The following is a 21,601-nucleotide window of genomic DNA, read 5'->3' on the forward strand; positions in this document are numbered from 1 at the left end:
TCTATAAAGGGAATTGTAAATTTTGTTTTTAAATGCTTTGCAAATACAGCCAAAGTGCTTTTAACTCTGTATCTGTTAATTTTGCTAAACTTTGCCAAGGCATTGGAAACTTGATCTCTGATCCATCTGGACGTTTTCCTGTTCGGATGGATTCAATAAAACTAACTTCTGTATAGTGAGAAAGTCCTGCTTTCGTAATGTTTTGTGCTTGTGGCCATTCAGGAGGAGCTCCTTGGATAGGACCACCAACTAACTTCATTCCATGGCATCCAGTGCAAGTAGCAGCAACATACTTACCATATTCTAGCGATACAGTAGGTTTTAAGTTTTGGAGATGATTTGTTTCATGATTGATTTGTTCAGCTGAGACTAATGCAGGAATTTCTCCGATAACAAATAAAAATCTGCCAAGTGGTCCTGGTTTGATTTCTCCTTGTTCTTTGTCCACTGGAGTGGCAAATCGAAGATAAGAAATTAATTTCCCTACATCATCATTCGTCATACCTTGAAAATCAGTGGAAGGCATGAATATGAGTGCACGTCCATTTTTTCCAACTCCATGACGAATTGCGACAGCCAATTCTTCATCAGTTCGATCGTTTAAAATTCCTCCTTTACCAGCCGTTAGGTTTGCACCTGAGATTGTTCCAATTGCGGGGTCATCGATAAATGTTTTTCCACTTCCATCGACGTCATGGCAATCACCACAACCTCGAGATTGGTAGAGGCGTTTGCCTTCTAGAATGTCTTGGTTGGATACAAATTTTGGTACCGGGGTTGGTTTTACGGAGTATGTTTTGCCCATTCGGTTGTTGCTGATGAGATAAACAGCAGTAACAAAAACGGAAAGGAGTAAGATCACCGTTACGAAAAAGATAAAGAGTATTCGAGAAATTTTTTTCATAAGTGGAGGAATTGGATCGTAGTGGGGGAATCGGTCAAGTTGGATTTTGGGGGGAAGTTGCGAATCTGGTCTCCCCGCCCTGATCAATGGGTGGGGTTATCCACCCGCCACCCATTGACGCCAACCTACCATAATTACCTTTTTTGTGCGAGTTTTCCTCACATCTCCAAAAAAAATAACTAACAAATGTTCATGTTTGTAGTTCGTTGTGTTCGCTTTTTAGGTGGGGGTATTGTCAGCGACAATGAGGTGGTTGTATTTGTCTGGTTGGTCTGTCTTTAAGTAATATTCTAAGATGGTTTCAACATCGGCTTCTGATTTCATTTGAAACCACTTGCCTTCTGGGTAGGATACTTGGATCGGACCAAGTTCACAACGATCGAGACATCCCGATTTTTGAACCCGGAACTTATATTCTATCCCTGCTTTCGCCGCTTTTTGTTTTAATAATTTCAGAAGTTCAATGGATCCTTGGTTTCCACAAGACACCCGTTCGCCGGGTGCCCTTTGGTTTTCACAAACAAAAATGTGTTTTTCGTAATACATAGATTTTTTTATTACTTAGGATACGGCGTAGTTTTCCATTGGGATACAAGAACAAACCAAGTTCCGATCACCGTACACATTGTCCACACGTCCTACACTTGGCCAAAATTTCCGTGAACGAAGCCATGGGAGCGGATAAGCAGCACGTTCTCTTGGATACGTATGATTCCAAGCATCACTGATGACCATGTCTGCTGTGTGAGGAGAATTCTTTAGTGGGTTATCTTCTTTGGAAAGAACACCTGACTCAATGTCTTTGATTTCCTGAGCAATCGATAACATGGAATCAATAAAACGGTCTAATTCTTCTTTAGATTCTGACTCAGTTGGTTCTACCATGAGAGTTCCTGGAACAGGGAATGACATGGTAGGAGAGTGAAATCCGTAGTCTATCAAACGTTTTGCGATATCTTCAACTTCGATTCCACTTGTTTTTTTGAAGCCGCGCATATCCAAAATACACTCATGAGCCACAAGACCTTTGTTACCACGGTATAATACTGGGAAGGCAGATTCTAATTTTTTGGCGATGTAGTTGGCATTGAGGATTGCAATTTTTGTAGCATATCGTAGGCCTTCAAAACCCAACATCGCAATGTACGCCCATGAGATCACGATGATAGATGCTGATCCCCATGGAGCTGCAGATACCGCCCACTGGCTGTTATTCGATCCATTTTCGACAAGACTATGTCCTGGTAAAAAAGGAGCTAAGTGTTCAGCAACACCAATCGGACCAACTCCTGGACCACCACCACCATGTGGGATACAGAATGTTTTGTGTAAGTTCAAATGGCAAACATCGGCACCGATATCGCCAGGTCTTGTTAATCCCACCTGTGCGTTCATATTGGCACCATCCATGTAGACTTGACCACCGTTGTCGTGGATGGTTTGGCAAATTTCTTTGATGGAAGCTTCGAAGACACCATGTGTGGAAGGATAGGTTACCATTAGGGCACCTAACTTATCTTTGTATTCAATTGCTTTTTTCTTTAAGTCTTCTACATCAATGTTTCCATTGAGATCACAATTCACTGGGACTACTTTAAATCCTGCCATCACTGCAGATGCAGGGTTTGTACCATGAGCAGAGATTGGGATAAGGCAGATGTCTCTGTGCATATCATTACGGCTTTGGTGGAAGTTACGAATGGCAAGTAAACCAGCGTATTCTCCTTGAGAACCAGCGTTTGGTTGGAGTGATACTTCCGCAAATCCAGTGATTTCACATAACCATTTTTCCAATTGGCTAAAAAGAGTTCGGTATCCTTCTGTTTGGTTTTCGGGAACGAAAGGATGGATGTTCGATAGTTCTGGCCAAGTGACTGGATACATTTCTGTGGAAGCATTGAGTTTCATCGTACAAGAACCTAATGCAATCATCGATGTGGTTAAGGATAAATCCTTTGCTTCGAGTCTACGAATGTAACGTAACATCTCGGTTTCTGTGTGGAAACTATTAAAAACTGGATGAGTTAAGTAAGATGATTTTCTTTCCAGAAGTTCTGGAATTTTCCATTCTTCTTTTGTAGTTAGGTCTTCTAATGGAAAATGAAGGACTTTATTTTCATTGAACACTTCGAGAAGATCTTTGATGTCTTTTGTATTTGTTGTTTCATCTAATGAAATGCTAATGACGTGACCAGAAACTTGTCGAATGTTGATTTCTCTTTCTTCTGCATAGTGGATAATTTCTGCTGATGAGATTTTAGAAAGTTCGACTCGAATGGTATCAAAGTAAGGTTGTGAGATGATTTTGTATCCTAACTTTTCGAGTCCAGTTGCAAGAATGGTTGTCATTCTATGAACACGAGAGGCAATTTGTTTGAGTCCTTTTGGACCATGATACACTGCATACATGGATGAGAGGACTGCGAGTAAAACTTGCGCTGTACAAATGTTAGATGTTGCTTTGTCTCGGCGAATGTGTTGTTCACGTGTTTGTAAACTCAGACGATATCCAGGTTTTCCTTGTGAATCTTTGGAAACACCAATGAGGCGGCCTGGCATATTTCGTTTGTATTCTTCTTTAGTCGCAAAGTAACCAGCATGGGGTCCACCAAAACCAAGTGGCAATCCAAATCGTTGTGTAGTTCCCACAACAACATCTGCATTCATTTCGCCAGGTGATTTTAAAATGGTGAGTGCAAGTAGATCTGCAGCCACAATCGTTTTGGCACCTACTTTATGCAGGCTTTCAATGAATTCACTAAAATCATAAATGGTTCCATCAGTAGATGGGTATTGGACAATCGCTCCAAAAAAATCATTGGAAGGAACCATTTTCTTAAACGATCCCACAACAATGTTGATTCCAAGTGGAATCGCACGAGTGCGTATCACATCTAAGGTTTGTGGGTGAACCGATTGTGAAACAAAGAAAGATTTTCCTTGGTTGTCATCTTTTAACGAAAACAACATATTCATTGCCTCTGCGGCAGCTGTTCCTTCATCAAGGAGTGATGCATTGGCAATTTCCATCCCTGTGAGATCTGTGATCATGGTTTGGAAGTTGATGAGTGCTTCCATCCTTCCTTGTGCAATCTCGGCTTGGTAAGGAGTGTAAGCAGTGTACCAACCTGGATTTTCTAATATGTTCCTTTGGATCACAGGTGGAGTGATACAAGAATAGTATCCAAGTCCCAAATAGGATCTGTAGATTTTGTTTTTGGAAACAATCTTCTTTAAATCTTTTTGAAGGGCATATTCGCCAATTGGTTTTGGTAAATCGAGTTCCTTGCGTAACCGAATGTTTTCGGGAACAGCATCATTAATCAGATCATCCAATTCTTTATAACCAATGGTAGAAAGCATTTCAGAAACAGTTTCTTCAGTCACACCAACATGACGGCGTAAGAATGTGTCACTTGGTTCTAATGTTTCTTCGTAAGGGGAATGGATGGGTGATGAAGGTTTTACGGAACTCACTTGAAAATAACTCCTATTAATCCAATTTGGAAACGTATTCTTTGTATTGAGCGGCGGAGAGTAGGCCTCCTAACTCAGATGTTTGGATGTTCTTTAATTTTACCATCCAAGTATCGAAAGGTTCGGCATTCACAGATTGTGGATTGGAACCAAGAGACGTATTGGTTTCCACTACCTCACCAGAGATAGGGGAATATAAATCTTCTGCTGCTTTTACAGATTCAATCGTTCCTAAACTATCTTTTGCTTTGATTTGTTTTCCAGGTTTTGGAAGGTCGATGAAAACAATGTCACCTAATGCGTTTTGTGCGAAGTCGGTGATTCCTACAAGAGCCACATCTCCCTCTACTTTTACCCATTCATGTTTTTCTGTATAATAATAACCGTCTTTTGCTTGTGTGTCTGCCATGGTTTTTTTCCTTACATCTTTGGTTTAGCGATTGTTTCGGACACTGCCTTGGATGAAGGCACCAGTCTCTACTTTAGCCAATTTCTTCTGCCCACGAATCTCCACAAATACTTCCGTTTGGTTTTTTGTGAATTCGCTCTGAAGATAGGCAAGTCCTAAGGATTCCTTCCGGCTTGGGGAGTGGGTTCCTGAGGTTGATTTGCCAATTTCTTTCCCTTCCCCGGAAAAAATGGGAAAATTTTCGCGTAAAACTCCTGGTTCCATCAATCGGATCCCCACAACTTTTGCTTTTGGGCCATTTTTTTTATCTGCGATGATACGTTCATACCCCAGGTAAGGTTTGGATTTTTCTTTTACGATGAAATTGATTCCAGATTCTACAGGAGTCCACTCTGCGTTCAATTCATGACCATACAATGGATACTTTGCTTCTAAACGGAGTGTATCACGTGCACCAAGACCAACGGGAACAAGCCCAAGGTTTTTTCCGGCTTCTAATAGTTCTTTCCAAAGAGTGACACCCAATTTGTTAGATGTATAGATTTCAAAACCATCTTCACCCGTATAACCAGTGCGAGATACGATTATGGTCTCACCTTTCCAATTCATTTCTGTAAAATGATAATAAAGGATAGAAGATAAATCTATTCCTAAGTAGTTTGAAAAAATTTCATCTGCTTTTGGGCCTTGTAAGGCAATTTGGTGCCAATTTTTGCTATCATCAACTACTGTTACGTTCCCCTTTACATATTTAAGTAAATGTTTGGTAACGGCTTCATAATTGGATGCATTGGAACATATCATATATTTTGTATCATTGAATTTATAAACAGTGATATCATCAACAAGCCCACCATTCTCATTCACAACTGCATTGTATTGCACTTGGCCAGCTTTCATGGAAGAAATAAGATTACATGTGACCGATTCTAAAAATTCCAAAACATCTTTGGCATCTCCGGTGACAAAAATTTCACCCATATGGGATACATCAAAGAGACCTGCGTTCGATCTAGTTGTTAGATGTTCTTGGATGATTCCTGTATACTGAACAGGCATGTCCCATCCGCCAAAAGGAACCATCTTGGCTCCCATTTCTTTATGAATTGAATGTAGGGGTGTTTGTTTTAGTTCCACGGTATTCTCTTATGTAGACTCTTATACCATAGAAAAATGGTTTCATGGTACTGGAATTGAATTTTTTTTAACTCATTATGCAAAGAGAAGCCTACCGCATCGAAAAAACAGGATCCATTCACAACTTACAAAGAAAAAAAGAACTCTTACCTCCAACCGAAGGTGATGAAGTCACGATCGAAGTGAAAGCAATCGGACTAAACTTTGCTGATGTTTTTTCAGTTTATGGTTTGTACTCAGCAACTCCCAAGGGAAGTTTCATTCCTGGATTGGAATTTTCAGGAAAAATCATCAAAATAGGCCCAAATGTTAAGGATTTTGAGGTTGGTGACCAAGTTTTTGGAGTTACTCGGTTTGGTGCTTATACAACTCATCTCAACATTTCTGAGAAAACAATTTTTGCACTTCCAAAGGATTGGAGTATGCAAGATGGAGCTGCATTTGCAGTGCAAGCACTCACTGCATACTATGCACTCGTTCCACTCGCACAAGTAAAAGAAGGTGATCATGTTTTAGTTCATAGTGCTGCAGGTGGTGTTGGAATCATGGCAGGTCATATCATTCAGAAAAAAAAAGCAATTGCGATTGGACTTGTAGGTGATTCTCGTAAGTTTTCGATCTTAAAAGAGGTCGGTTATGAAAAATTTCTCGTTCGATCTCCTAATTTTAAAGATGAAATGAAAAAAATTCTAGATGGAGCACCATTAAAAATCGTTTTAGAATGTTTAGGTGGTCGTTATTTTCAGGACAGTTATGATCTTTTAGCACCAATGGGAAGACTTGTTACGTATGGTAGTGCAAACTTCACACCTTCAAAATCTTTCATCAATTGGTTTTCAATCGTGTATTCATACCTCACAAGACCAAAAATTGATCCATTATCAATGATTTCAGACAATAAATCGGTGATGGGATTCAATTTAATATGGTTGTGGAATGAAATTGATGATCTTCGAAAACATTTTTCGGATTTAATGATGTTATCGTTACCAAAACAAACGATTGGGCATGAGTTTACGTTCGATTCATTGCATGATGCACTCCGTTCGATGCAATCAGGTCATACAATTGGTAAGATTGTTATCAATGTTCCGTAGAATGAGTATTAGCCTGTTTTTTTATTTTGAATAAAAATTCATGCAAAAAATAAAATTTCTTTACATTTAAAATGATCTGATTTAATTATGTCGTATCAATTCACTCTCTGTTTGCCAAGGACAGCCGTGTTTTGAAATCAAAAGATAAGGACGATCACAATGGTTGCTAAAAAGAAAGCCGCAAAAAAGAAAGCCGCTAAGAAAAAAGCTGCAAAGAAAAAATCTAAGAAATAACTTAGATTCGATTCTTCCTTCGAAACTATCGAAGTAAGATTGTGTGAACCCGCAAAACCTGCGGGTTTTTTCATTTATAGAGGGTCAATTCGGAAAAATTTACGCGATAGCCCTTGTAAAACCCCTTCTTGTCATTAAAAATCCAGATTTTCTCTCTGAATTTGATCTTTCAATGCCAATGAATTGAAAATGATCCTTCTTGTTGATCGAATCAAAGAGTGCTTTCATCAGCGATTCAATGTTAGGATGGATCACATTCTTATAACTTTTTCTCGCATGATCCTTTCCCCAAATTTCTAAATGGTCATTGTCAGGCATTTTGAGGATGAGAGAAGGCAAATCATATCGTTTGATGAGGACATTGCAGACTTCTTCAAAACCATACTCTGTGATTGAATTAAAATCAAAAAAAACAAGTAAGTAGAGGATGTTGGTTGGTTCTAATCTGCCATTTTCATCTGAAATTTTTTGGATTCCATCTAAAACTACGTAACGAAGATTCTTTGATTGGATCCATAATTTTTGGTCTTCATGGCGTTTTAGGTTCACTTCTTCCGAAAACCGTTTCTGGAATACGGTAGAGAGGAAAAATCCTGCGGAATTTTGTCTTTCTTCGAGGATTCTTTCTAAAGAAAAGGGTTCAAACTCTAAATTGAAATACTTTGTATACGTCTCTGCCATATCATAATGAGTAACGGACAGATTTTAGAGTTTGATTCGGATTTTTTTAAAAAATTAGAACTAGAATTCTAACATTCGCCTTTCGGAATCATGAAAAAAAGTATAACCTTCTTTTTTCCAAGTCTCCCAAAACTTTTGTGACCCTTCTCTCATAAAACAGATCCGTTCTTCTGTTGCTATAGGTGTTAAAAAAAGAAAGTTTGCACGTTTTCCATTCTCAGTGACCAGTCCGTTCAGTTTTGGCAACACTTCATTCGAACCTTGGTCGAGTTCATCTGTGATATTTCTAAAAACAAACCAATTGAAATCCAAATACAATTGATCAGGATCTTTGCGTGGATTTTGAATCGTATGCGAGTGTCCAAACCAAATGCCTGTATTCCAAGGGAACTTCACCATCTCACCTAAAACATGTTGGATCCATGTTTCTGATTTATCTGGAGAATCTTTTAAGAGTTGGATGGCAAATACAAGTTCAATACGTGAAAAGTTTTCATATTCTTTGTGATAGAGTTCAATACTTGGTTGGTTTTGAACACTCATCCCAATTGTTGAAAAAATTTTTATCCCTGGAAATTCTTTCGGTAAAAAAGAAGCAATTCCAAGTGATGGATACTTTCCTCCATCTGCAGACCAATAGGTCTCGTGTTTTCCAAGTTTGGATTCTAAAAACTCCAACCTTAGTTTTTGTGCTTTTTTCCAATGGTCTTTCTCAGCAACAGATTCCCAGAATTTACGATTCCCTTTAACACGTTCTGCAATCACACCGTTGTTAGGATCACCGAGTGGAGAAGCAGTAGGTGCTTCTTCTTTTGCAAACTTTGAATAACCATGAATGCCTTTAATTCCAGACCAAGAGGGAAGGTACGCTTGTAATTCCTCATCAACAAATAATGCAACTGCATCACCTTCTTCTGACCAAATAAAATGGATTTGGTCTTCCGATAAGGTAGACTGCGCTTTGGGATCAGTGATTTCTGATTGTGTTAACACTGGTGCAAGTCCCAAATCAAAATCTTCTTCCTTTCTTGCATCTGGCGCATCGATTAAGTTACGAACCCAAAGTGTTTTCATCGGCCACTCTGGATTGTTATGTGATTGTAAGTATAAATAAATGGTTCTTCCATCATCTTCTAGGAAGGCAGTGAATGAACCATAAGGATTTGCTTCTTGGTATAAAACTTTTGGGGTGATGGGATTCATTAAAATTTGTGTGGTACCACTTTCTCTTTAAATTTTGCGAGTAGTTTGGAAATGGTTTCATCCATTCCATTTTCAAAGTAAATATCAGGATAATACCCAGAAGCATTCCTAAGCCCAATGAGTTCTGGTTCGTTCCATTGGCGGTATCCTTTTAAAGAGTTCCAAACCTCTGCGGAAGGTGTGGTGTTTTCTTTTTTGGCATCGATGAAAGCTTGTATTGTTCGCGTAGGGGTCATACTATCGTATAGATTCTAATGGATCGAAGGGAATCCAACTAAAATTTTCGACAAAAAGGAATGAAATTTGGTAGAATTCTCGTATGTTGTTCAAAGGCAATCTCAAACTCAATTTCCATATTCTGAAAACACCTTAGGTATATGAATTTATTCCAACAAAATCCAGCGACTAATCTTCTGCCTTTTGACGGAACTTTGTTGTACATCCCAGATTTTTTAGATTCAGAAACGAGCCAAAATTATTTTGAAACCTTTCAAAATTCGATCGAGTGGAAACAAGATGAAGCGATCCTGTATGGCAAACATATCATTACCAAAAGGAGCGTTGCATGGTATGCGGAAAATGGATTTTCGTATCGGTATTCAGGAACAACCAAAAAAGCAATCCCTTGGACTGAAGAACTTCTCAGTTTAAAAGACCAAGTTGAAACAAAAACAAATGAAAAATTCAATTCGTGCCTCTTAAATTTATACCATGATGGAAGAGAGGGAATGGCGTGGCATAGCGATGATGAAACTTCTCTCAAACAAAATTCAACGATTGCTTCTGTGAGTTTGGGTATAGAACGTATTTTTAGATTCAAACATAAGAAAAAAAATACTCTTGTGGAATTGAGATTGGAACCAGGAAGTTTACTCCTTATGAAGGATGAAATCCAAATCCATTGGCTTCATTCTTTACCAAAAACTCTCAAGATTAAACGGCCTAGGATCAATTTAACCTTTCGTCAATTTGGGAATGTTTAAGAGTTTAAATATCCTTGTTTGGATAATAATTCTTTGTAATCATCATCCGATTTCTGATTCCATTGGAGTAATGTTTTGAAAGGATCTCCGCTTAAACCTAATAATTCACAAAAAGCATGTTCTGTTTTTTTACCACTTTCTTTTAAACTTAGAATATTTTCGCGAAATGATTGGTTTGCAAAATTTAAAAATCTATTTTCAACTATCATATGAATCCATGCATATTGTTCGGTTGGTTCAATTGATTGCGCAAATATTTCATAATTAAATTTAGGGGTAGAGAATCGGCAAATTAATGTTACTCGAAGGGAAATTGTTTTTTCAGAAAAGGAATAATTGGGCAAATTTCGAAACTTTGCATAACAGATTTTTTGCAGATGAGAAGGAACATTGAATTTCGCGAGTATATCTACATCACTATTCTTTGTATCAATTCCGATGGGGATTGTTCCAGCGAGAATCGGTTTAAAACCAATTAAGTTTTTTAGAATTTTCCATTTCTCTAAATCCTCCCACAATTCTTGTTGTCTGGGATTTCCCATCCGCAAGTAGTCAGGTAACAAAAACGGATTGGTTTCTAACGATTGCATATTATGTCTCATGTGTCCGATGCCGGCCCCCACCCTAATTGGGTGGTGGAGGTGGGCTTGTGGGTGAAATTTCTTGCCCGAACTCCTACCATAAAATCTAACGCTTGTCTCTTGGGAATTCAAACTTACCTAAAATTTTCAAGAAAACTTCGCAGTTTCACCAATCCTCAACCAAGTATATTAAGTTGAAAGGTTACAACAATCCAGCAGTTTCCATTTGGCTTACATGGTCTATGATCGTATCTTTTAGCGAACGATAGGTGAGTCCTAAATCCGTTTTGCTATATTCATTGCTTAAGTTTAACGGTTGGCCAATATTATTTTTTGTATAACCCCAAGATAAACCAAAAAATGGACCAATCAAATAAACGAGTGCTTTTGGAAGGGTACCAGTTGGAACGGAATATTTGTTTCCAAAATTTTCCTTAATGATTTTTGCAAAACCTAACATAGGTAAAACTTCAGAAGAAGTGATATGTCTTCCTTTTGCATTGGGATTAAATCCTGCTAAGATATGAGCCCTTGCGACATCTCTTACATCCACAAAACCCATTTTTGTATCGGGAACACCCGTGCGAAAAATCCCTTTTAACATGTTTCGCATAAACTCAACACTAGTTCCATCCAAACGTTTGGAAACTGATGGGCCCATTACAAATGAAGGGTTGATGACAACCAAATCCCAACGTGATTGTTTCTTTTGAATTTCCCAAGCTTCTTTTTCAGCTAATGTCTTGGAATAAGCATATGGTTGGTGAGTCAAACTACTTGTTGTATTCCAATGATCTTCTGTAAATGTTTGGTTAGGAACTAACAAAGAATCAATATTGTCGCCATGAATGGCAGCAACACTTGAAGTCAAAACTACTCGTTTAACAGTAGAAATTCGATTACACGATTCGAGAACATTGCGTGTCCCTTGTAATGCTGGTTCAATTAATTGTTTTTTTGCATCTTTGACGCCTGCGACAAAAAAAGGTGATGCAGTATGGATTACCAACTCTGCACCCTCTATGGCTTTATCAAAACTACCGTCCAACATTAAATCAGCTTCAAACAAAGTTAGATTGTCTTTGAACTTTTCTTTTAAGTCCAATAAATGTTGAATTTTTGATGTATCTTTTAAACTTCGAATAGTAGTTTTTACTTTCTTCCCATCTTCTAACAAATATTTCACGATCCAGGAAGCAATGTATCCTGAACCTCCAGTGACAACAACGGGCATTTCTGCATTAATCGATTTCATATTATGATTTAGACTCAATTCCTTCCTTTTTCGAATGTAAATCGAATGAGCTAATATAAAACAAAAATTGGTTTTGTTTGTTTTTGCTTGGCGAGTCCCGATGGGCCGGGCTTTTCCGGAGTCCGCGTTCGCTCCCGTTTCACTTTTCCACAAAGTGGCAAAGTGAAACCAAGTCCTCCAAATCCCTCTCGCAGGTAAACATTGATTCTACGCAAGCATACAAATCACAGTTAAACGAACAAACTACGCCCCGGATCGCAGCGGAAATCCTTTGTGAAACAAAGATTGCAGCGTAGAGCCGGAAATGGCGCCTAAAAAAAAATTATTCGACATGAAATCAATTTCATTTAGAATCATAAGGAATTTCTTGCTATAGGTTACGTATGAATCGATATATCCAACAAAGCTTTTTTATTATTTGTTCACTGATTTTCTTCCAATGTTTAGGGAGCAGAAGGCCTCTTGTGCCTGGGTATGTAGACCCACAAGGAAATACTCGTAATGTAAGCGTTGGCAATCGATATATGGTTGCCACAGGAAACCCGATAGCGACAAAAGCAGCAATCAAAGTATTGGAAGAGGGTGGTAATGCAGTGGATGCTGCTGTTGCAGCCTTATTAGTGTTAAATGTAACAAATGGTGAAGCCGCTAGTTTTCCGTCCGTTGCACCAACTTTGGTTTACGATAAAAAATCGGGGCAAGTAAAAAGTTATATAGGAGCAGGTACAGCTCCAAAAAAAGCAACAATTCAGTGGTTTAAAGAGAAAGGTTATGAGGTGATGCCAAAAAATTCTATATTGTCACAATTGTTACCTGCGTCTCCTGATGTCATCGTACGTTTGTTACAGGATCATGGAACCAAATCCTTTTCCGAATTAGTGGAACCTGCAATTCGAACAGCAGAAGAGGGATTTCCAGCTAACAAAATCCTTGTGAAGAATTTAGATTTACCTTTGTATAAAAGATTGGGTTTCACTATTTTAATGCCTTATAACTCGGAAGTATATTTAGAAAAAAAATGGTGGTATTCCATTCGTGAAGGTGAACTAACAAAACGAAGTGATTTAGCAAATACTTGGAAATTGATGGCAAATGAGGAGAAGTTGGCACTTAAAAAAGGGAATAGCAGAAATCAAGCGCTAGAAGCAGTTAGGAATTATTTTTATAAAGGGCCCATCTCAGATGTGATTGTCAAACTTCATGAAGAAAAGGGTGGTCTGTTTACTAAAGAAGATCTGAAAAATTATTCTGGAGGATGGGAAAAACCAGTTGTAGGTGAGTTCCGTGAATACCAAATTTTAGCAAACCAAACTTGGACACAAGGTCCAGTTGTTCCAATGGTTTTGCAGATGTTAGATGGGGTTGACTTAAAATCAATGGGTCATAATTCTCCTGAATATATACACACTGTCTCACAAGCCATAGAACTTGCCATTGCTGATCGTGAAACATATTTTGGTGATCCAAAGTATGTTGATGTTCCATTGGATGGTTTGTTATCAAAACAGTATGCAAAAATGCGACGTTTACTTTTTCAAAAATCTGCATTTGGGAAAACCCCTCCAAATGGAAATCCTTGGTTGTATTCCAAACAGAAATCCAAGTCCACAATAATTCCATCTAACAATGAAGAGAATCATTCAGTAAGTGAAATCAAATATGGTAAAGATACTACATATATAAGTATCGTTGACTCATTTGGAAATGCAGTCTCTTTAACTCCAAGTGATTTTCCTCAGTCACCAATGGTTCCTGGAACAGGTCTTACACTTGGCATACGGATGACTCAATTTCGTTTGGATCCAAATCATCCATCATCTCTTGTACCTGGCAAACGGCCTCGAATTACACCTAATCCCGGTATGGTTTTAAAAAATGGAAAGTTATGGATGAGTTTTGGAACACCTGGTGGTGATGTACAAAGCCAAGCAATGATTCAGTTCTTTTTAAATGTTGTTGTGTTTGGAATGGACCCTCAAAAAGCAGTAGAAGCTCCAAGGTTTCGTTCCGTGAATTGGCCCGATAGTTTTTCTCCACATGTTTACCGGCCAGGAGGAATCGAATTGGAATCATCATTATACCAAGCGGTTTCCGATTCATTGAAGGAAAAAGGGTATAAGGTTTATGAAAAAGGAAATTTAGATAATGATTTTGGTGCCGTTTGTGCTGTGTTAAATGATGATAAGAACAGACGATTGTTAGGTGTTTCTGACCCAAGAGAAGTATCGTGGGCGGAAGGAAAGTAATATTGGATCGAGCAATCATGAATGGAAAAAATGAAAGAAAATAAGATAGAATTGCTTTTAAGAAAATTGACCAATTTTACTGCATGTACAATTTTTTTGTCGTTTGGAACTGGTTGTGTTTTACAATCTTCTGGGGATTTACGATACTATGAATCGTTTTTCCGACATGAAAATCAAAATACCCCGATTCAGTATGGAAAGGTTAGAGTGACTTTTTTAGGAACCACATCCATCCTGATTGATGATGGAGAAACTCAAATTCTGACGGATGGATTTTTTACGAGACCTTCCCTTTGGAAAACTGCTTTTTCTAAAATTGAATCAGACCAAGAGATCATCCAATCCGTTTTGGACAAGGCAAAGATCCATCGTTTAAAGGGAATTTTTGTCTGCCATTCTCATTACGATCATGTTATGGATGCTCCATTTGTTGCCAAAGCCACCAATGCAAAGTTATATGGGTCTAGTTCTACAATCAATGTAGGAATTGGTGCTGGATTAAACAAAGAAAACTTGGAATTGTTCCAAGTGGGAAAACCAGTAAAACTAGGAAAATTTTCCATTACTGTTTTAGAATCAAAACACACACCTCCATTTCGCATTTTTGGAAAAACAAATGCTACGGATCCAAATTTTCCCAATATCCTATCTCCACTTTCCCAACCAGTAAAGGCAATGGATTATATCGAAGGAGGAACTTTTGATTTTCTCATCCAACATGGAAAACATAAAATCTTAATCAAAAGTAGTACCAATTTTATAACAGGAGCATTTGACCAAATCAATGTGGATGTATTGTTTTTGGGAATCGCACAGTTGTCATTACAACCCGTAAGTTTTCAAGAAACCTATTACAATCAAACGGTACAAAAATTAAAACCAAGTTTGGTAGTTCCCATCCATTGGGATAATTTTTTTCTACCTTTGGCCAAACCATTGGAACCAAATTTGAAATTAGGTGATGATTTTGAATCCAATATGAATATTTTACTACAGAGGACATCCAAAGATCAAATCCAAGTGCAGTTATTACAAGGTTTTGAAAGTATTGATTTGTTTTGAGTGATTGGATAAGGAAATTTTTCTGAACTCTCAATCGAATCATCGACAGTTTTTAACCTAGGTTAAAGAAATTCCATTATCATCCCAACTCTATAGGTTGATTGGATCGGTTTTAAGATCCAATCAAGTATTCAAAAGAAGAGTAGGCCAAAACAATGAATGGATCATTTTTTCAAAATCAAATATCAATCATAAAAAGTTTTTTGTTTTCGTTTTTATTTAAAACAAATCCAGCAAATTTTTTAAACGAATCGAAGAAGGGACTTCGCTTTGTTTTCCTTGTTCCAATCCTTTACTTAAGTGTTTCGAATTCTATGGTTGCAAAGGAAAAAATTCGTCCGAAAATACTCGTGGTCATGAGTGCCGCCAACACTGTTTTGATAGATGGGTACAAAAACCACCCAACGGGTGTATTTCTTGGAGAACTCTATGAACCGATTCAGAAACTAAAAAAAGATGGAGTTGATTTTGTTTTTGCCACCCCAGGCGGTAAAAAAGCGACCATTGATCCGGAAAGTCTGAAGGAAAAGTATTGGGAATCAACAGAGTTAAAAAATGAAGCTCTCCAGTTTGTTTCATCTTCTTCGTCCTTCCAAAATCCTATCCCATTGGAACAAACGATCAAGGAACACAAAATTTATATCGGTTTACTCATACCTGGTGGACAGGGTTTGATGACTGATTTGTTATACGACAGAGATATTCCAAAAATTTTTAAACTATTTCACGAGAACCAACGACCAATTGGGCTCGTATGCCATGCACCAGCCCTCCTCACAACACTAAATCAAAATCCTAACTTTGGAGAATTTATTTTCAAAGGTTATAAAGTGAACTCTGTCACGAAAATGGAAGAGTGGTTTATTGAAACATTTGTTATGAAAGGATCACCCAAGGTAAGAAACATTTCCACGTTATTGGATCAATCGGGCATGGTATATGAATCTTCCTTTTTACCAGGAAGGAGTCATGCGATAAGGGATCGAAATTTAATCACTTCACAAAATCCATTTTCTGGATTTGAATTTACTGAATTGTATGCGAAAGCGATTTTGGAGTATTCAAAAAAGAATTCTTTTTAATCCTACTTAAGGCAACATTTGTAATTCCTAAATAGGCTGATTGGTCTATTTGGGAAATCCGAACGAGGTTTTGTTTGTATTCTGCTATCATCTCCTTATACCTTTGGTTGGCATCGAGTAATAAAAAATCAGCTACACGTTTTTCTTTTTTTAAATATAAGTTCGTAAGGAATTGGATCATATACGTTTTGTAATCTATTTCGGTATCAAAGAAGGTGATCAATTCCTTTGCTGGTAAAATAAAAACTTCTGAAGGTTCAATGGCTATAATAGAATAGGTACTCGGTTTTTTCTGTAAGATGCTCGGAATACTTCCTAGTATGGATCCTTCAAACAAAAAAGATTTAATCCATTCTTTTTTATCATTTTTGTAAACGAGTTTAAAAGCACCTTCCTTCACATAACCGATAGTATCCGAAGTTTGATTTTGTTTGATAAAGATTTCTTTTTTTCGAACCGAAATTCTTTTACCGGAAGCTTCAAATTTTGGTAAAAAGGAATTTTGTTCGGTTTGTTTTTGCATTGAAACTGTTTCAATCCTCATTGTTCAAATTTAGAGGATTTTAGACGAATCGTAAATATTTTAATTTAAAAATAGAGAACCTTCTATATACCCTTGCGGGTATATAGTCTAACGATTAGGAGGGAGAATATGCCAGAGACCTATCCCAAAAGTTTTGAAACCTTACTCCAAACACATGAGAAACCAATCCTTGTGGATTTTTGGGCACCTTGGTGTGGACCATGTAAGATGGTGGCACCAGAACTTGAAAAACTTGCCAAAGATTGGAAAGGGAAAGTTTCCATCATCAAAGTGAATACGGACGAAAAACAAGAGATTGCAAACAGATATGGAATTTCCGGTATCCCTACATTTATCTTATTTAAGAATGGGAAAGAAGTTCATCGTATTTCTGGTGCTATGCGAAGTGAAGAGTTTAAAAAGGTGTTCGGTGGTTTCATTTAGCGAAACTTTTTTACTTGAATCAAACAAAAGAGAATCAGATACTTAGTTTCTGCTGAGGTAATCCTTCTTGAAAAAAGTAATCTTTACTCTTTTGTCATTCGTAATGTTACTCTGTAAAAATGGCCCCGTCGAAACGTCGATTGTTATCGAACGGATCCAAGCAGCATCATCTGCTGATGGAACAAATCCAATCAACGTTTTCATTCCAGGTAAACATTGGAAACCAGAGACTAGTTTGGATGGGATCACTATCTTTTTTTCCAATGGTGCCAAATGGAACCAAGCAGGGAAAACAGATGGGCGTGCTTATTTTAATGAAATCTCCATTGAATGCCAAGAGAAAAAAGGATATGTTTCCTTTTACAAAGATGGAAGTTACGCTACAAACTTTGATTGTTCCAAAGAAACTCCCTTAAAAATCAAATCCAATGGTATCCATGTGATTTATCTTTTGCCCGATGGAGCAAATGGAATCAAAACTGTTTCCTTTTTTAAAAATGGAAAAAAACTCGATGTTTTATACCCAGAACCAATAGAGGGACAAGTTACAGCAAGTAGTACACTGCCTAATTATCCCGCCTATGGTATGTTTGATGGAAGTATCGATTTTGCATGGGTGGAAGGTGTAAAAACGGATGGAGTCGGTGAATCCTTCAAAGTAGAACTCGAGAATCAAATTGATCTAGCTGGAATCGAAATATTCAACGGTTACCAAAGATTAGATGCACTTTTTTATAAAAATGGATCTGTAACGGAATTACTTGTGTCAAATGGAATCGATTCTTTTACGCTTCCGATCGCTGACAAACAAGGTGGGCAAAGGATATTTTTTCCGAAAATCCTTTCTGGAAAAACTTTCACTTTTACCATTCAAAAGGTGAGGACAGGGAAAACTTGGAAAGATACTGTCATTGCAGAGATCATTTTCTTAGGAGAAAATGGAAAACGTTTCACCGTGTTGGACCAAAATGCAAATCAATTCAAAGATGAAATTTTGAAAAAATCAAAAAACACAATTTTGGCAGGTGTTGTTAACAAAGCTTACTTTGCAGACATACCGGAAGGAAGAATGGATTATGTATTTAGATCAAATGGTTCCTTCGTGATTTGGTTAGATGATTTAAAAGAAAAACGTGTGTTAGATGGAAATTGGGTTTTTTTGGAGGCGAATGCCACTGAAGCCAAAATCAAAATTTTTGGACGGGATCATAAAGTGGTAACCCAAAGTTTAGATTCAAACAGCCCATATTCAGAAACCACTGAAGAAAAATCGACAGTGATCTTCGGTGATACTCTACTTGTGAAAAAATCAGGGAACGGCATCCAAATGGTGGGCAAAAAAGTCCAAATTTCGAATTAAATCCATTGTTTGGAAAAGATATTTATTGGTATGGTGTCCAAGCAATTTCCCTTTTAGAAACGGGGGAATTGCATTCACCAGACAGATCTCCTGTTTTTCGGATCGTAGCCTTTCTTTTCTCTGTTTTGGGAGTGAGTGAAGATAACCTTTTTTGCTTTCAAATAGTAACGGTTGTTTGGCTCCTGTTTTGTCTTTATCTCTCTCGTTTCTTTTTAAAGTCACCGATTGACAATTGGAATGTTTTTCCTTCTGCCATGGTATTAGTTTTAGGTTTTTTATACCCGAAACAAGCCTGGGCGCTTGGATTTCTCCTTCTTAGTATCGCTCTCTATCTTTCAAAATCGATCTCAAACCCTATTGTAAGATGGATTGGTTCTGGGATTTTTTTAGTTTTTGCCGCATGGTTTCATACGATGGTTGGCGTACTAGGACTTGGAGTTTGGATTTTATTCCAACTCCCTAGAAAGTACGATTTGATTTTTTTTCTATCTGCTTTGGTTTTACCACTCTTTGTTAAGTCGGAAACAAATGAACGTTTGGTGGTAGATACTAAGACGTTTCCGATCATTGCTGCTTTTGCTATGGTTGGAATTGGAATGGTATGGGACTGGATACGTCTGGTTTTTGGAAAAAATATTCTACTATCCTATGAGCCAATGTACAAAACCATTTCTTTTTTAGGTCTGTTACTTGTTGTACCTATCTTTCATTTTGCCGATATCCAATTTCGAATCTTAATTTCTGTGTTATTGATTGGCTCTCTATTTACTTTAGGTAACCGCAAAGAAGGATTCATCACTCTGATGAGTTTTGTATTATGGGTTACTACCTTAATCCAATACCCACATTTATTTCGTTATCCCTATGAAACTATGTGGAGTCCTGGAGAGAAGGCAGCTTCCATTGCAGACAATGGTTTACTTGTAGCGCACCATGGTTTTTGTGAGTACTACCATTTCCATTTTCGAAAAGACTGTTTGTCATGGGAACCTGACGAAAAAGCAATTCACGAAATGCCATCTGACACTAAGATTTACCGTCTTGTGTATGGAATCAGAATGGAAAACCTAAGAGCGAGTAAGGAGAACGGCGAACGTATCTTTTCTATCATTGAACCTTTAGGTGAGTACCAATTGGTATTAGAAGAAGACTGGAATCATTATATTGATTGGTTGGAAAAAAGAGATTCAAAACTCCTGTTTGTTGCCAAGTCTTGGAAAAATCCCTATCGTAAACGACCTAGTTTTATCCAGAGAAAACAAAATTATGGAATTTAGAATCTGGAATCGTTCTTCATCGGTATTTCCAAAAAAAGTCCACAGAAGTGAACTCCGCTTATTTTTAGGAAAACTCTATTTTCAGTGGAAACGATATTTGCGTTGGTTATGCGAACGAAGTACGTTTGCAACCCATCGTATCCATTCGCAAACATTAGAAATGGATTTTCCGATTTCCATCGTCACTCATCATTCTCCCATTTACCGTAAACTTAAAGATGTACCTATGTACTTACAAGAGAACAAAAAAGTAAATCTCTCGATCGCCATAAGTCAGTTAAATGGAATCATATTAGCACCTGGCGAAGTGTTTTCCTTTTGGTATCTGGTCGGAAAACCTACGAAAAAAAAAGGATACCTACCTGGGATGCAATTGAAAAACGGAGGATTTGTTGAACGAACGGGTGGGGGGCTTTGCCAAATGGCAAATTTAATCTATTGGATGACACTCCACACACCATTAACCGTAAAAGAAAGATGGCGGCATAGTTTTGATATTTTTCCAGATTCCAATCGTACTCTTCCCTTTGGATCTGGTGCTACTTTATCTTATAATTACATTGATTTACAAATCCAAAACACAACAAAACAAGCATTTGTCCTAAACCTTTGGATCGACAAAGATGAATTATTTGGTGAATGGAGAACCGACTTAGAGATTCCGTTTACTTATACAGTTTACGAATCTTACCATGCATTTTGTGCAGAACCTTGGGGTGGTTATACAAGGCGAAATACCATTCGTAGGAAGGTGATTTCAAAAGAGTCAAAAGAATTGATCGAAGATCAATTGGTGACAGAAAACATCGCTTGGATGATGTATGAACCTCTTTTAGAGTCTAAAGGAACCAAAGAGTCAAATCCTGGCTAAAAAGAATTGTTATGGAAATGATTCTCAAAAAAGGGCAAATGGTTTTGCATTTAGAAGAATAATTATGGATATGGAAATAAAATGTAGATGGATCGCTGTTTGTATGAGAATAATCACAATTTTTGTTCTCTTTAATTTCTCGATTGTAGCAGAACCAAAACCAACAACTCTTCTTGTATTCCGAGAGAAGGAATACAGGTCCTCATACCAAAACGATCCAAATCGAAAGTTAATCAATTTAGAAACCATACCTGGGATTCGATTGGATATCAAATATGCAACCACTGATAATTTTACTGGGCAAAAGATTTATAAAGAAGCAAAGGCTTTTGCAAGAAAACCAGTGGCCGAAGCCTTACGAAAGGCCCAAATGGAATTTTTAAAACTTGGGTATTCCATCCAAATTTATGATGCCTATAGACCCTACCGAGCAACTGTTACTTTTTATGAAATCATAAAAGATACCCGATATGTTGCCTCACCTAAAACTGGATCAAAGCATAACAAAGGTTGTGCGATAGATCTTACCTTAGTGGATACAAAGACAAATCAAGAACTCCAAATGCCAACTAAATATGATTCTTTTGAGAGAGCAGCTTGGGCAGAGGCACCTGTTTCAGATCCAATCGCCAAAAAAAATCGAGATACCTTCATCCAAGTATTAACTCAATTTGGATTTCGTGTGAACAGAACAGAGTGGTGGCATTTTGATTTTTTGGAATGTAATGGATTTGAAGTGTTGGACATTCCGTTTGAAGGATTAGAAAATTAGTTT

22 protein-coding genes are annotated in these 21,601 nt (G+C 37.6%); 10 read left to right on the top strand and 12 right to left on the bottom strand.

Annotated elements, in window-relative coordinates; translation table 11 throughout:
* Nucleotides 1-28: 28 nt before the first annotated feature.
* The 5 genes from DI076_RS15135 to gcvT form a co-directional block, all read right to left on the bottom strand.
* Nucleotides 29-805, bottom strand: coding sequence for a c-type cytochrome (locus DI076_RS15135; protein WP_167396547.1), 777 nt, complete (start codon nucleotides 803-805; stop codon nucleotides 29-31).
* A gap of 318 nt (nucleotides 806-1,123) precedes the next feature.
* Nucleotides 1,124-1,450 carry a (2Fe-2S) ferredoxin domain-containing protein gene (locus DI076_RS15140; RefSeq protein ID WP_108960584.1) on the bottom strand — a complete coding sequence of 109 codons (327 nt, stop codon included), beginning with the start codon at nucleotides 1,448-1,450 and terminating at the stop codon, nucleotides 1,124-1,126.
* A gap of 15 nt (nucleotides 1,451-1,465) precedes the next feature.
* Nucleotides 1,466-4,381, bottom strand: a complete 2,916-nt coding sequence (gene gcvP / locus DI076_RS15145) for an aminomethyl-transferring glycine dehydrogenase (RefSeq protein ID WP_108960585.1) — start codon at nucleotides 4,379-4,381, stop codon at nucleotides 1,466-1,468.
* Between the two features lie 16 nt (nucleotides 4,382-4,397).
* Nucleotides 4,398-4,790, bottom strand: a complete 393-nt coding sequence (gene gcvH / locus DI076_RS15150) for a glycine cleavage system protein GcvH (RefSeq protein ID WP_108960586.1) — start codon at nucleotides 4,788-4,790, stop codon at nucleotides 4,398-4,400.
* A gap of 24 nt (nucleotides 4,791-4,814) precedes the next feature.
* On the bottom strand, nucleotides 4,815-5,927 hold the full coding sequence (gene gcvT, locus DI076_RS15155; protein ID WP_108960587.1) for a glycine cleavage system aminomethyltransferase GcvT: 1,113 nt from the start codon (nucleotides 5,925-5,927) through the stop codon (nucleotides 4,815-4,817).
* A 77-nt stretch (nucleotides 5,928-6,004) separates the two neighbouring features.
* Here gcvT and DI076_RS15160 point away from each other — a divergent pair, with 77 nt between their 5' ends.
* The gene (locus DI076_RS15160) at nucleotides 6,005-7,024 is read left to right on the top strand and encodes a synaptic vesicle VAT-1 family membrane protein (protein WP_108960588.1); all 1,020 of its coding nucleotides are present in this window, start codon (nucleotides 6,005-6,007) and stop codon (nucleotides 7,022-7,024) included.
* Between the two features lie 137 nt (nucleotides 7,025-7,161).
* Here the strand turns inward: DI076_RS15160 and DI076_RS20170 are convergent, their stop codons facing one another.
* The 4 genes from DI076_RS20170 to DI076_RS15175 are packed head-to-tail and all read right to left on the bottom strand — an operon-like array spanning nucleotide 7,162 to nucleotide 9,378.
* Complete coding sequence (locus DI076_RS20170) at nucleotides 7,162-7,332, bottom strand: hypothetical protein (protein ID WP_165779507.1); 171 nt, start codon at nucleotides 7,330-7,332, stop codon at nucleotides 7,162-7,164.
* A gap of 25 nt (nucleotides 7,333-7,357) precedes the next feature.
* A complete protein-coding gene (locus DI076_RS15165; RefSeq protein WP_108960589.1) occupies nucleotides 7,358-7,939 on the bottom strand; it encodes a hypothetical protein in 582 nt (193 codons plus the stop codon).
* Between the two features lie 60 nt (nucleotides 7,940-7,999).
* A complete protein-coding gene (locus DI076_RS15170) occupies nucleotides 8,000-9,142 on the bottom strand; it encodes a suppressor of fused domain protein (protein ID WP_108960590.1) in 1,143 nt (380 codons plus the stop codon).
* Nucleotides 9,142-9,378, bottom strand: coding sequence for a hypothetical protein (locus DI076_RS15175; protein ID WP_108960591.1), 237 nt, complete (start codon nucleotides 9,376-9,378; stop codon nucleotides 9,142-9,144). Before DI076_RS15175 ends, DI076_RS15170 begins: the two co-directional genes overlap by 1 nt.
* Nucleotides 9,379-9,519: 141 nt before the next feature.
* On the opposite strand from DI076_RS15175, the gene DI076_RS15180 reads away from it, so the two are divergent.
* Nucleotides 9,520-10,125 (top strand): alpha-ketoglutarate-dependent dioxygenase AlkB family protein, encoded by a 606-nt coding sequence (locus DI076_RS15180; protein ID WP_108960592.1) that lies wholly within the window; start codon nucleotides 9,520-9,522, stop codon nucleotides 10,123-10,125.
* On the opposite strand, the gene DI076_RS15185 is transcribed toward DI076_RS15180, so the two are convergent.
* Both DI076_RS15185 and DI076_RS15195 read right to left on the bottom strand, forming a co-directional pair.
* Nucleotides 10,122-10,715 (bottom strand): DUF4269 domain-containing protein, encoded by a 594-nt coding sequence (locus tag DI076_RS15185; protein WP_108960593.1) that lies wholly within the window; start codon nucleotides 10,713-10,715, stop codon nucleotides 10,122-10,124. The genes DI076_RS15180 and DI076_RS15185 overlap by 4 nt on opposite strands.
* A 193-nt stretch (nucleotides 10,716-10,908) precedes the next feature.
* Entirely contained in the window at nucleotides 10,909-11,961 is a 1,053-nt protein-coding gene (locus DI076_RS15195) for an SDR family oxidoreductase (protein ID WP_108961006.1), read from the bottom strand.
* Between the two features lie 383 nt (nucleotides 11,962-12,344).
* On the opposite strand from DI076_RS15195, the gene DI076_RS15200 reads away from it, so the two are divergent.
* From DI076_RS15200 to DI076_RS15210, 3 genes are all read left to right on the top strand, one after another.
* Nucleotides 12,345-14,207 carry a gamma-glutamyltransferase family protein gene (locus DI076_RS15200; protein ID WP_108960595.1) on the top strand — a complete coding sequence of 621 codons (1,863 nt, stop codon included), beginning with the start codon at nucleotides 12,345-12,347 and terminating at the stop codon, nucleotides 14,205-14,207.
* Between the two features lie 30 nt (nucleotides 14,208-14,237).
* Nucleotides 14,238-15,269 carry an MBL fold metallo-hydrolase gene (locus tag DI076_RS15205; RefSeq protein WP_439957302.1) on the top strand — a complete coding sequence of 344 codons (1,032 nt, stop codon included), beginning with the start codon at nucleotides 14,238-14,240 and terminating at the stop codon, nucleotides 15,267-15,269.
* A 155-nt stretch (nucleotides 15,270-15,424) separates the two neighbouring features.
* Nucleotides 15,425-16,351, top strand: a complete 927-nt coding sequence (locus DI076_RS15210; protein ID WP_245918456.1) for a type 1 glutamine amidotransferase domain-containing protein — start codon at nucleotides 15,425-15,427, stop codon at nucleotides 16,349-16,351.
* On the opposite strand, the gene DI076_RS15215 is transcribed toward DI076_RS15210, so the two are convergent.
* Entirely contained in the window at nucleotides 16,296-16,874 is a 579-nt protein-coding gene (locus DI076_RS15215; RefSeq protein ID WP_167396536.1) for a Crp/Fnr family transcriptional regulator, read from the bottom strand. The genes DI076_RS15210 and DI076_RS15215 overlap by 56 nt on opposite strands.
* A gap of 129 nt (nucleotides 16,875-17,003) precedes the next feature.
* Here DI076_RS15215 and trxA point away from each other — a divergent pair, with 129 nt between their 5' ends.
* The 5 genes from trxA to DI076_RS15240 all read left to right on the top strand — a co-directional run bounded on the left by trxA (nucleotide 17,004) and on the right by DI076_RS15240 (nucleotide 21,598).
* Nucleotides 17,004-17,318, top strand: a complete 315-nt coding sequence (gene trxA / locus DI076_RS15220) for a thioredoxin (protein WP_108960598.1) — start codon at nucleotides 17,004-17,006, stop codon at nucleotides 17,316-17,318.
* Nucleotides 17,319-17,385: 67 nt separating this feature from the next.
* Nucleotides 17,386-18,678 (top strand): NADase-type glycan-binding domain-containing protein, encoded by a 1,293-nt coding sequence (locus tag DI076_RS15225; RefSeq protein ID WP_108960599.1) that lies wholly within the window; start codon nucleotides 17,386-17,388, stop codon nucleotides 18,676-18,678.
* A gap of 5 nt (nucleotides 18,679-18,683) precedes the next feature.
* A complete protein-coding gene (locus DI076_RS15230) occupies nucleotides 18,684-19,955 on the top strand; it encodes a hypothetical protein (RefSeq protein ID WP_108960600.1) in 1,272 nt (423 codons plus the stop codon).
* The gene (locus DI076_RS15235) at nucleotides 19,945-20,826 is read left to right on the top strand and encodes a VanW family protein (protein WP_108960601.1); all 882 of its coding nucleotides are present in this window, start codon (nucleotides 19,945-19,947) and stop codon (nucleotides 20,824-20,826) included. Before DI076_RS15230 ends, DI076_RS15235 begins: the two co-directional genes overlap by 11 nt.
* A gap of 103 nt (nucleotides 20,827-20,929) precedes the next feature.
* Nucleotides 20,930-21,598 carry a M15 family metallopeptidase gene (locus DI076_RS15240; RefSeq protein ID WP_108960602.1) on the top strand — a complete coding sequence of 223 codons (669 nt, stop codon included), beginning with the start codon at nucleotides 20,930-20,932 and terminating at the stop codon, nucleotides 21,596-21,598.
* The last annotated feature ends 3 nt before the right edge of the window (nucleotides 21,599-21,601 follow it).

Origin of the sequence: Leptospira ellinghausenii, from assembly GCF_003114815.1 — a bacterium.
GTDB classification, from domain to species: Bacteria; Spirochaetota; Leptospiria; order Leptospirales; family Leptospiraceae; genus Leptospira_A; species Leptospira_A ellinghausenii.

Excerpts from the sequence above, each read along its gene's own strand:
- DI076_RS15170 (WP_108960590.1), bottom strand. The coding sequence starts at position 9,142 with ATGAATCCCATCACCCCAAAAGTTTTATACCAAGAAGCAAATCCTTAT.
- trxA (WP_108960598.1), top strand. The coding sequence starts at position 17,004 with ATGCCAGAGACCTATCCCAAAAGTTTTGAAACCTTACTCCAAACACAT.
- DI076_RS15210 (WP_245918456.1), top strand. The coding sequence starts at position 15,425 with ATGAATGGATCATTTTTTCAAAATCAAATATCAATCATAAAAAGTTTT.
- DI076_RS15205 (WP_439957302.1), top strand. The coding sequence starts at position 14,238 with ATGAAAGAAAATAAGATAGAATTGCTTTTAAGAAAATTGACCAATTTT.
- DI076_RS15185 (WP_108960593.1), bottom strand. The coding sequence starts at position 10,715 with ATGCAATCGTTAGAAACCAATCCGTTTTTGTTACCTGACTACTTGCGG.
- DI076_RS15175 (WP_108960591.1), bottom strand. The coding sequence starts at position 9,378 with ATGACCCCTACGCGAACAATACAAGCTTTCATCGATGCCAAAAAAGAA.
- DI076_RS15235 (WP_108960601.1), top strand. The coding sequence starts at position 19,945 with ATGGAATTTAGAATCTGGAATCGTTCTTCATCGGTATTTCCAAAAAAA.
- DI076_RS15200 (WP_108960595.1), top strand. The coding sequence starts at position 12,345 with ATGAATCGATATATCCAACAAAGCTTTTTTATTATTTGTTCACTGATT.
- DI076_RS15240 (WP_108960602.1), top strand. The coding sequence starts at position 20,930 with ATGAGAATAATCACAATTTTTGTTCTCTTTAATTTCTCGATTGTAGCA.
- DI076_RS15165 (WP_108960589.1), bottom strand. The coding sequence starts at position 7,939 with ATGGCAGAGACGTATACAAAGTATTTCAATTTAGAGTTTGAACCCTTT.
- DI076_RS15195 (WP_108961006.1), bottom strand. The coding sequence starts at position 11,961 with ATGAAATCGATTAATGCAGAAATGCCCGTTGTTGTCACTGGAGGTTCA.
- DI076_RS15160 (WP_108960588.1), top strand. The coding sequence starts at position 6,005 with ATGCAAAGAGAAGCCTACCGCATCGAAAAAACAGGATCCATTCACAAC.
- DI076_RS15180 (WP_108960592.1), top strand. The coding sequence starts at position 9,520 with ATGAATTTATTCCAACAAAATCCAGCGACTAATCTTCTGCCTTTTGAC.
- DI076_RS15135 (WP_167396547.1), bottom strand. The coding sequence starts at position 805 with ATGGGCAAAACATACTCCGTAAAACCAACCCCGGTACCAAAATTTGTA.
- gcvH (WP_108960586.1), bottom strand. The coding sequence starts at position 4,790 with ATGGCAGACACACAAGCAAAAGACGGTTATTATTATACAGAAAAACAT.
- DI076_RS20170 (WP_165779507.1), bottom strand. The coding sequence starts at position 7,332 with ATGAAAAAACCCGCAGGTTTTGCGGGTTCACACAATCTTACTTCGATA.
- DI076_RS15215 (WP_167396536.1), bottom strand. The coding sequence starts at position 16,874 with ATGCAAAAACAAACCGAACAAAATTCCTTTTTACCAAAATTTGAAGCT.
- DI076_RS15140 (WP_108960584.1), bottom strand. The coding sequence starts at position 1,450 with ATGTATTACGAAAAACACATTTTTGTTTGTGAAAACCAAAGGGCACCC.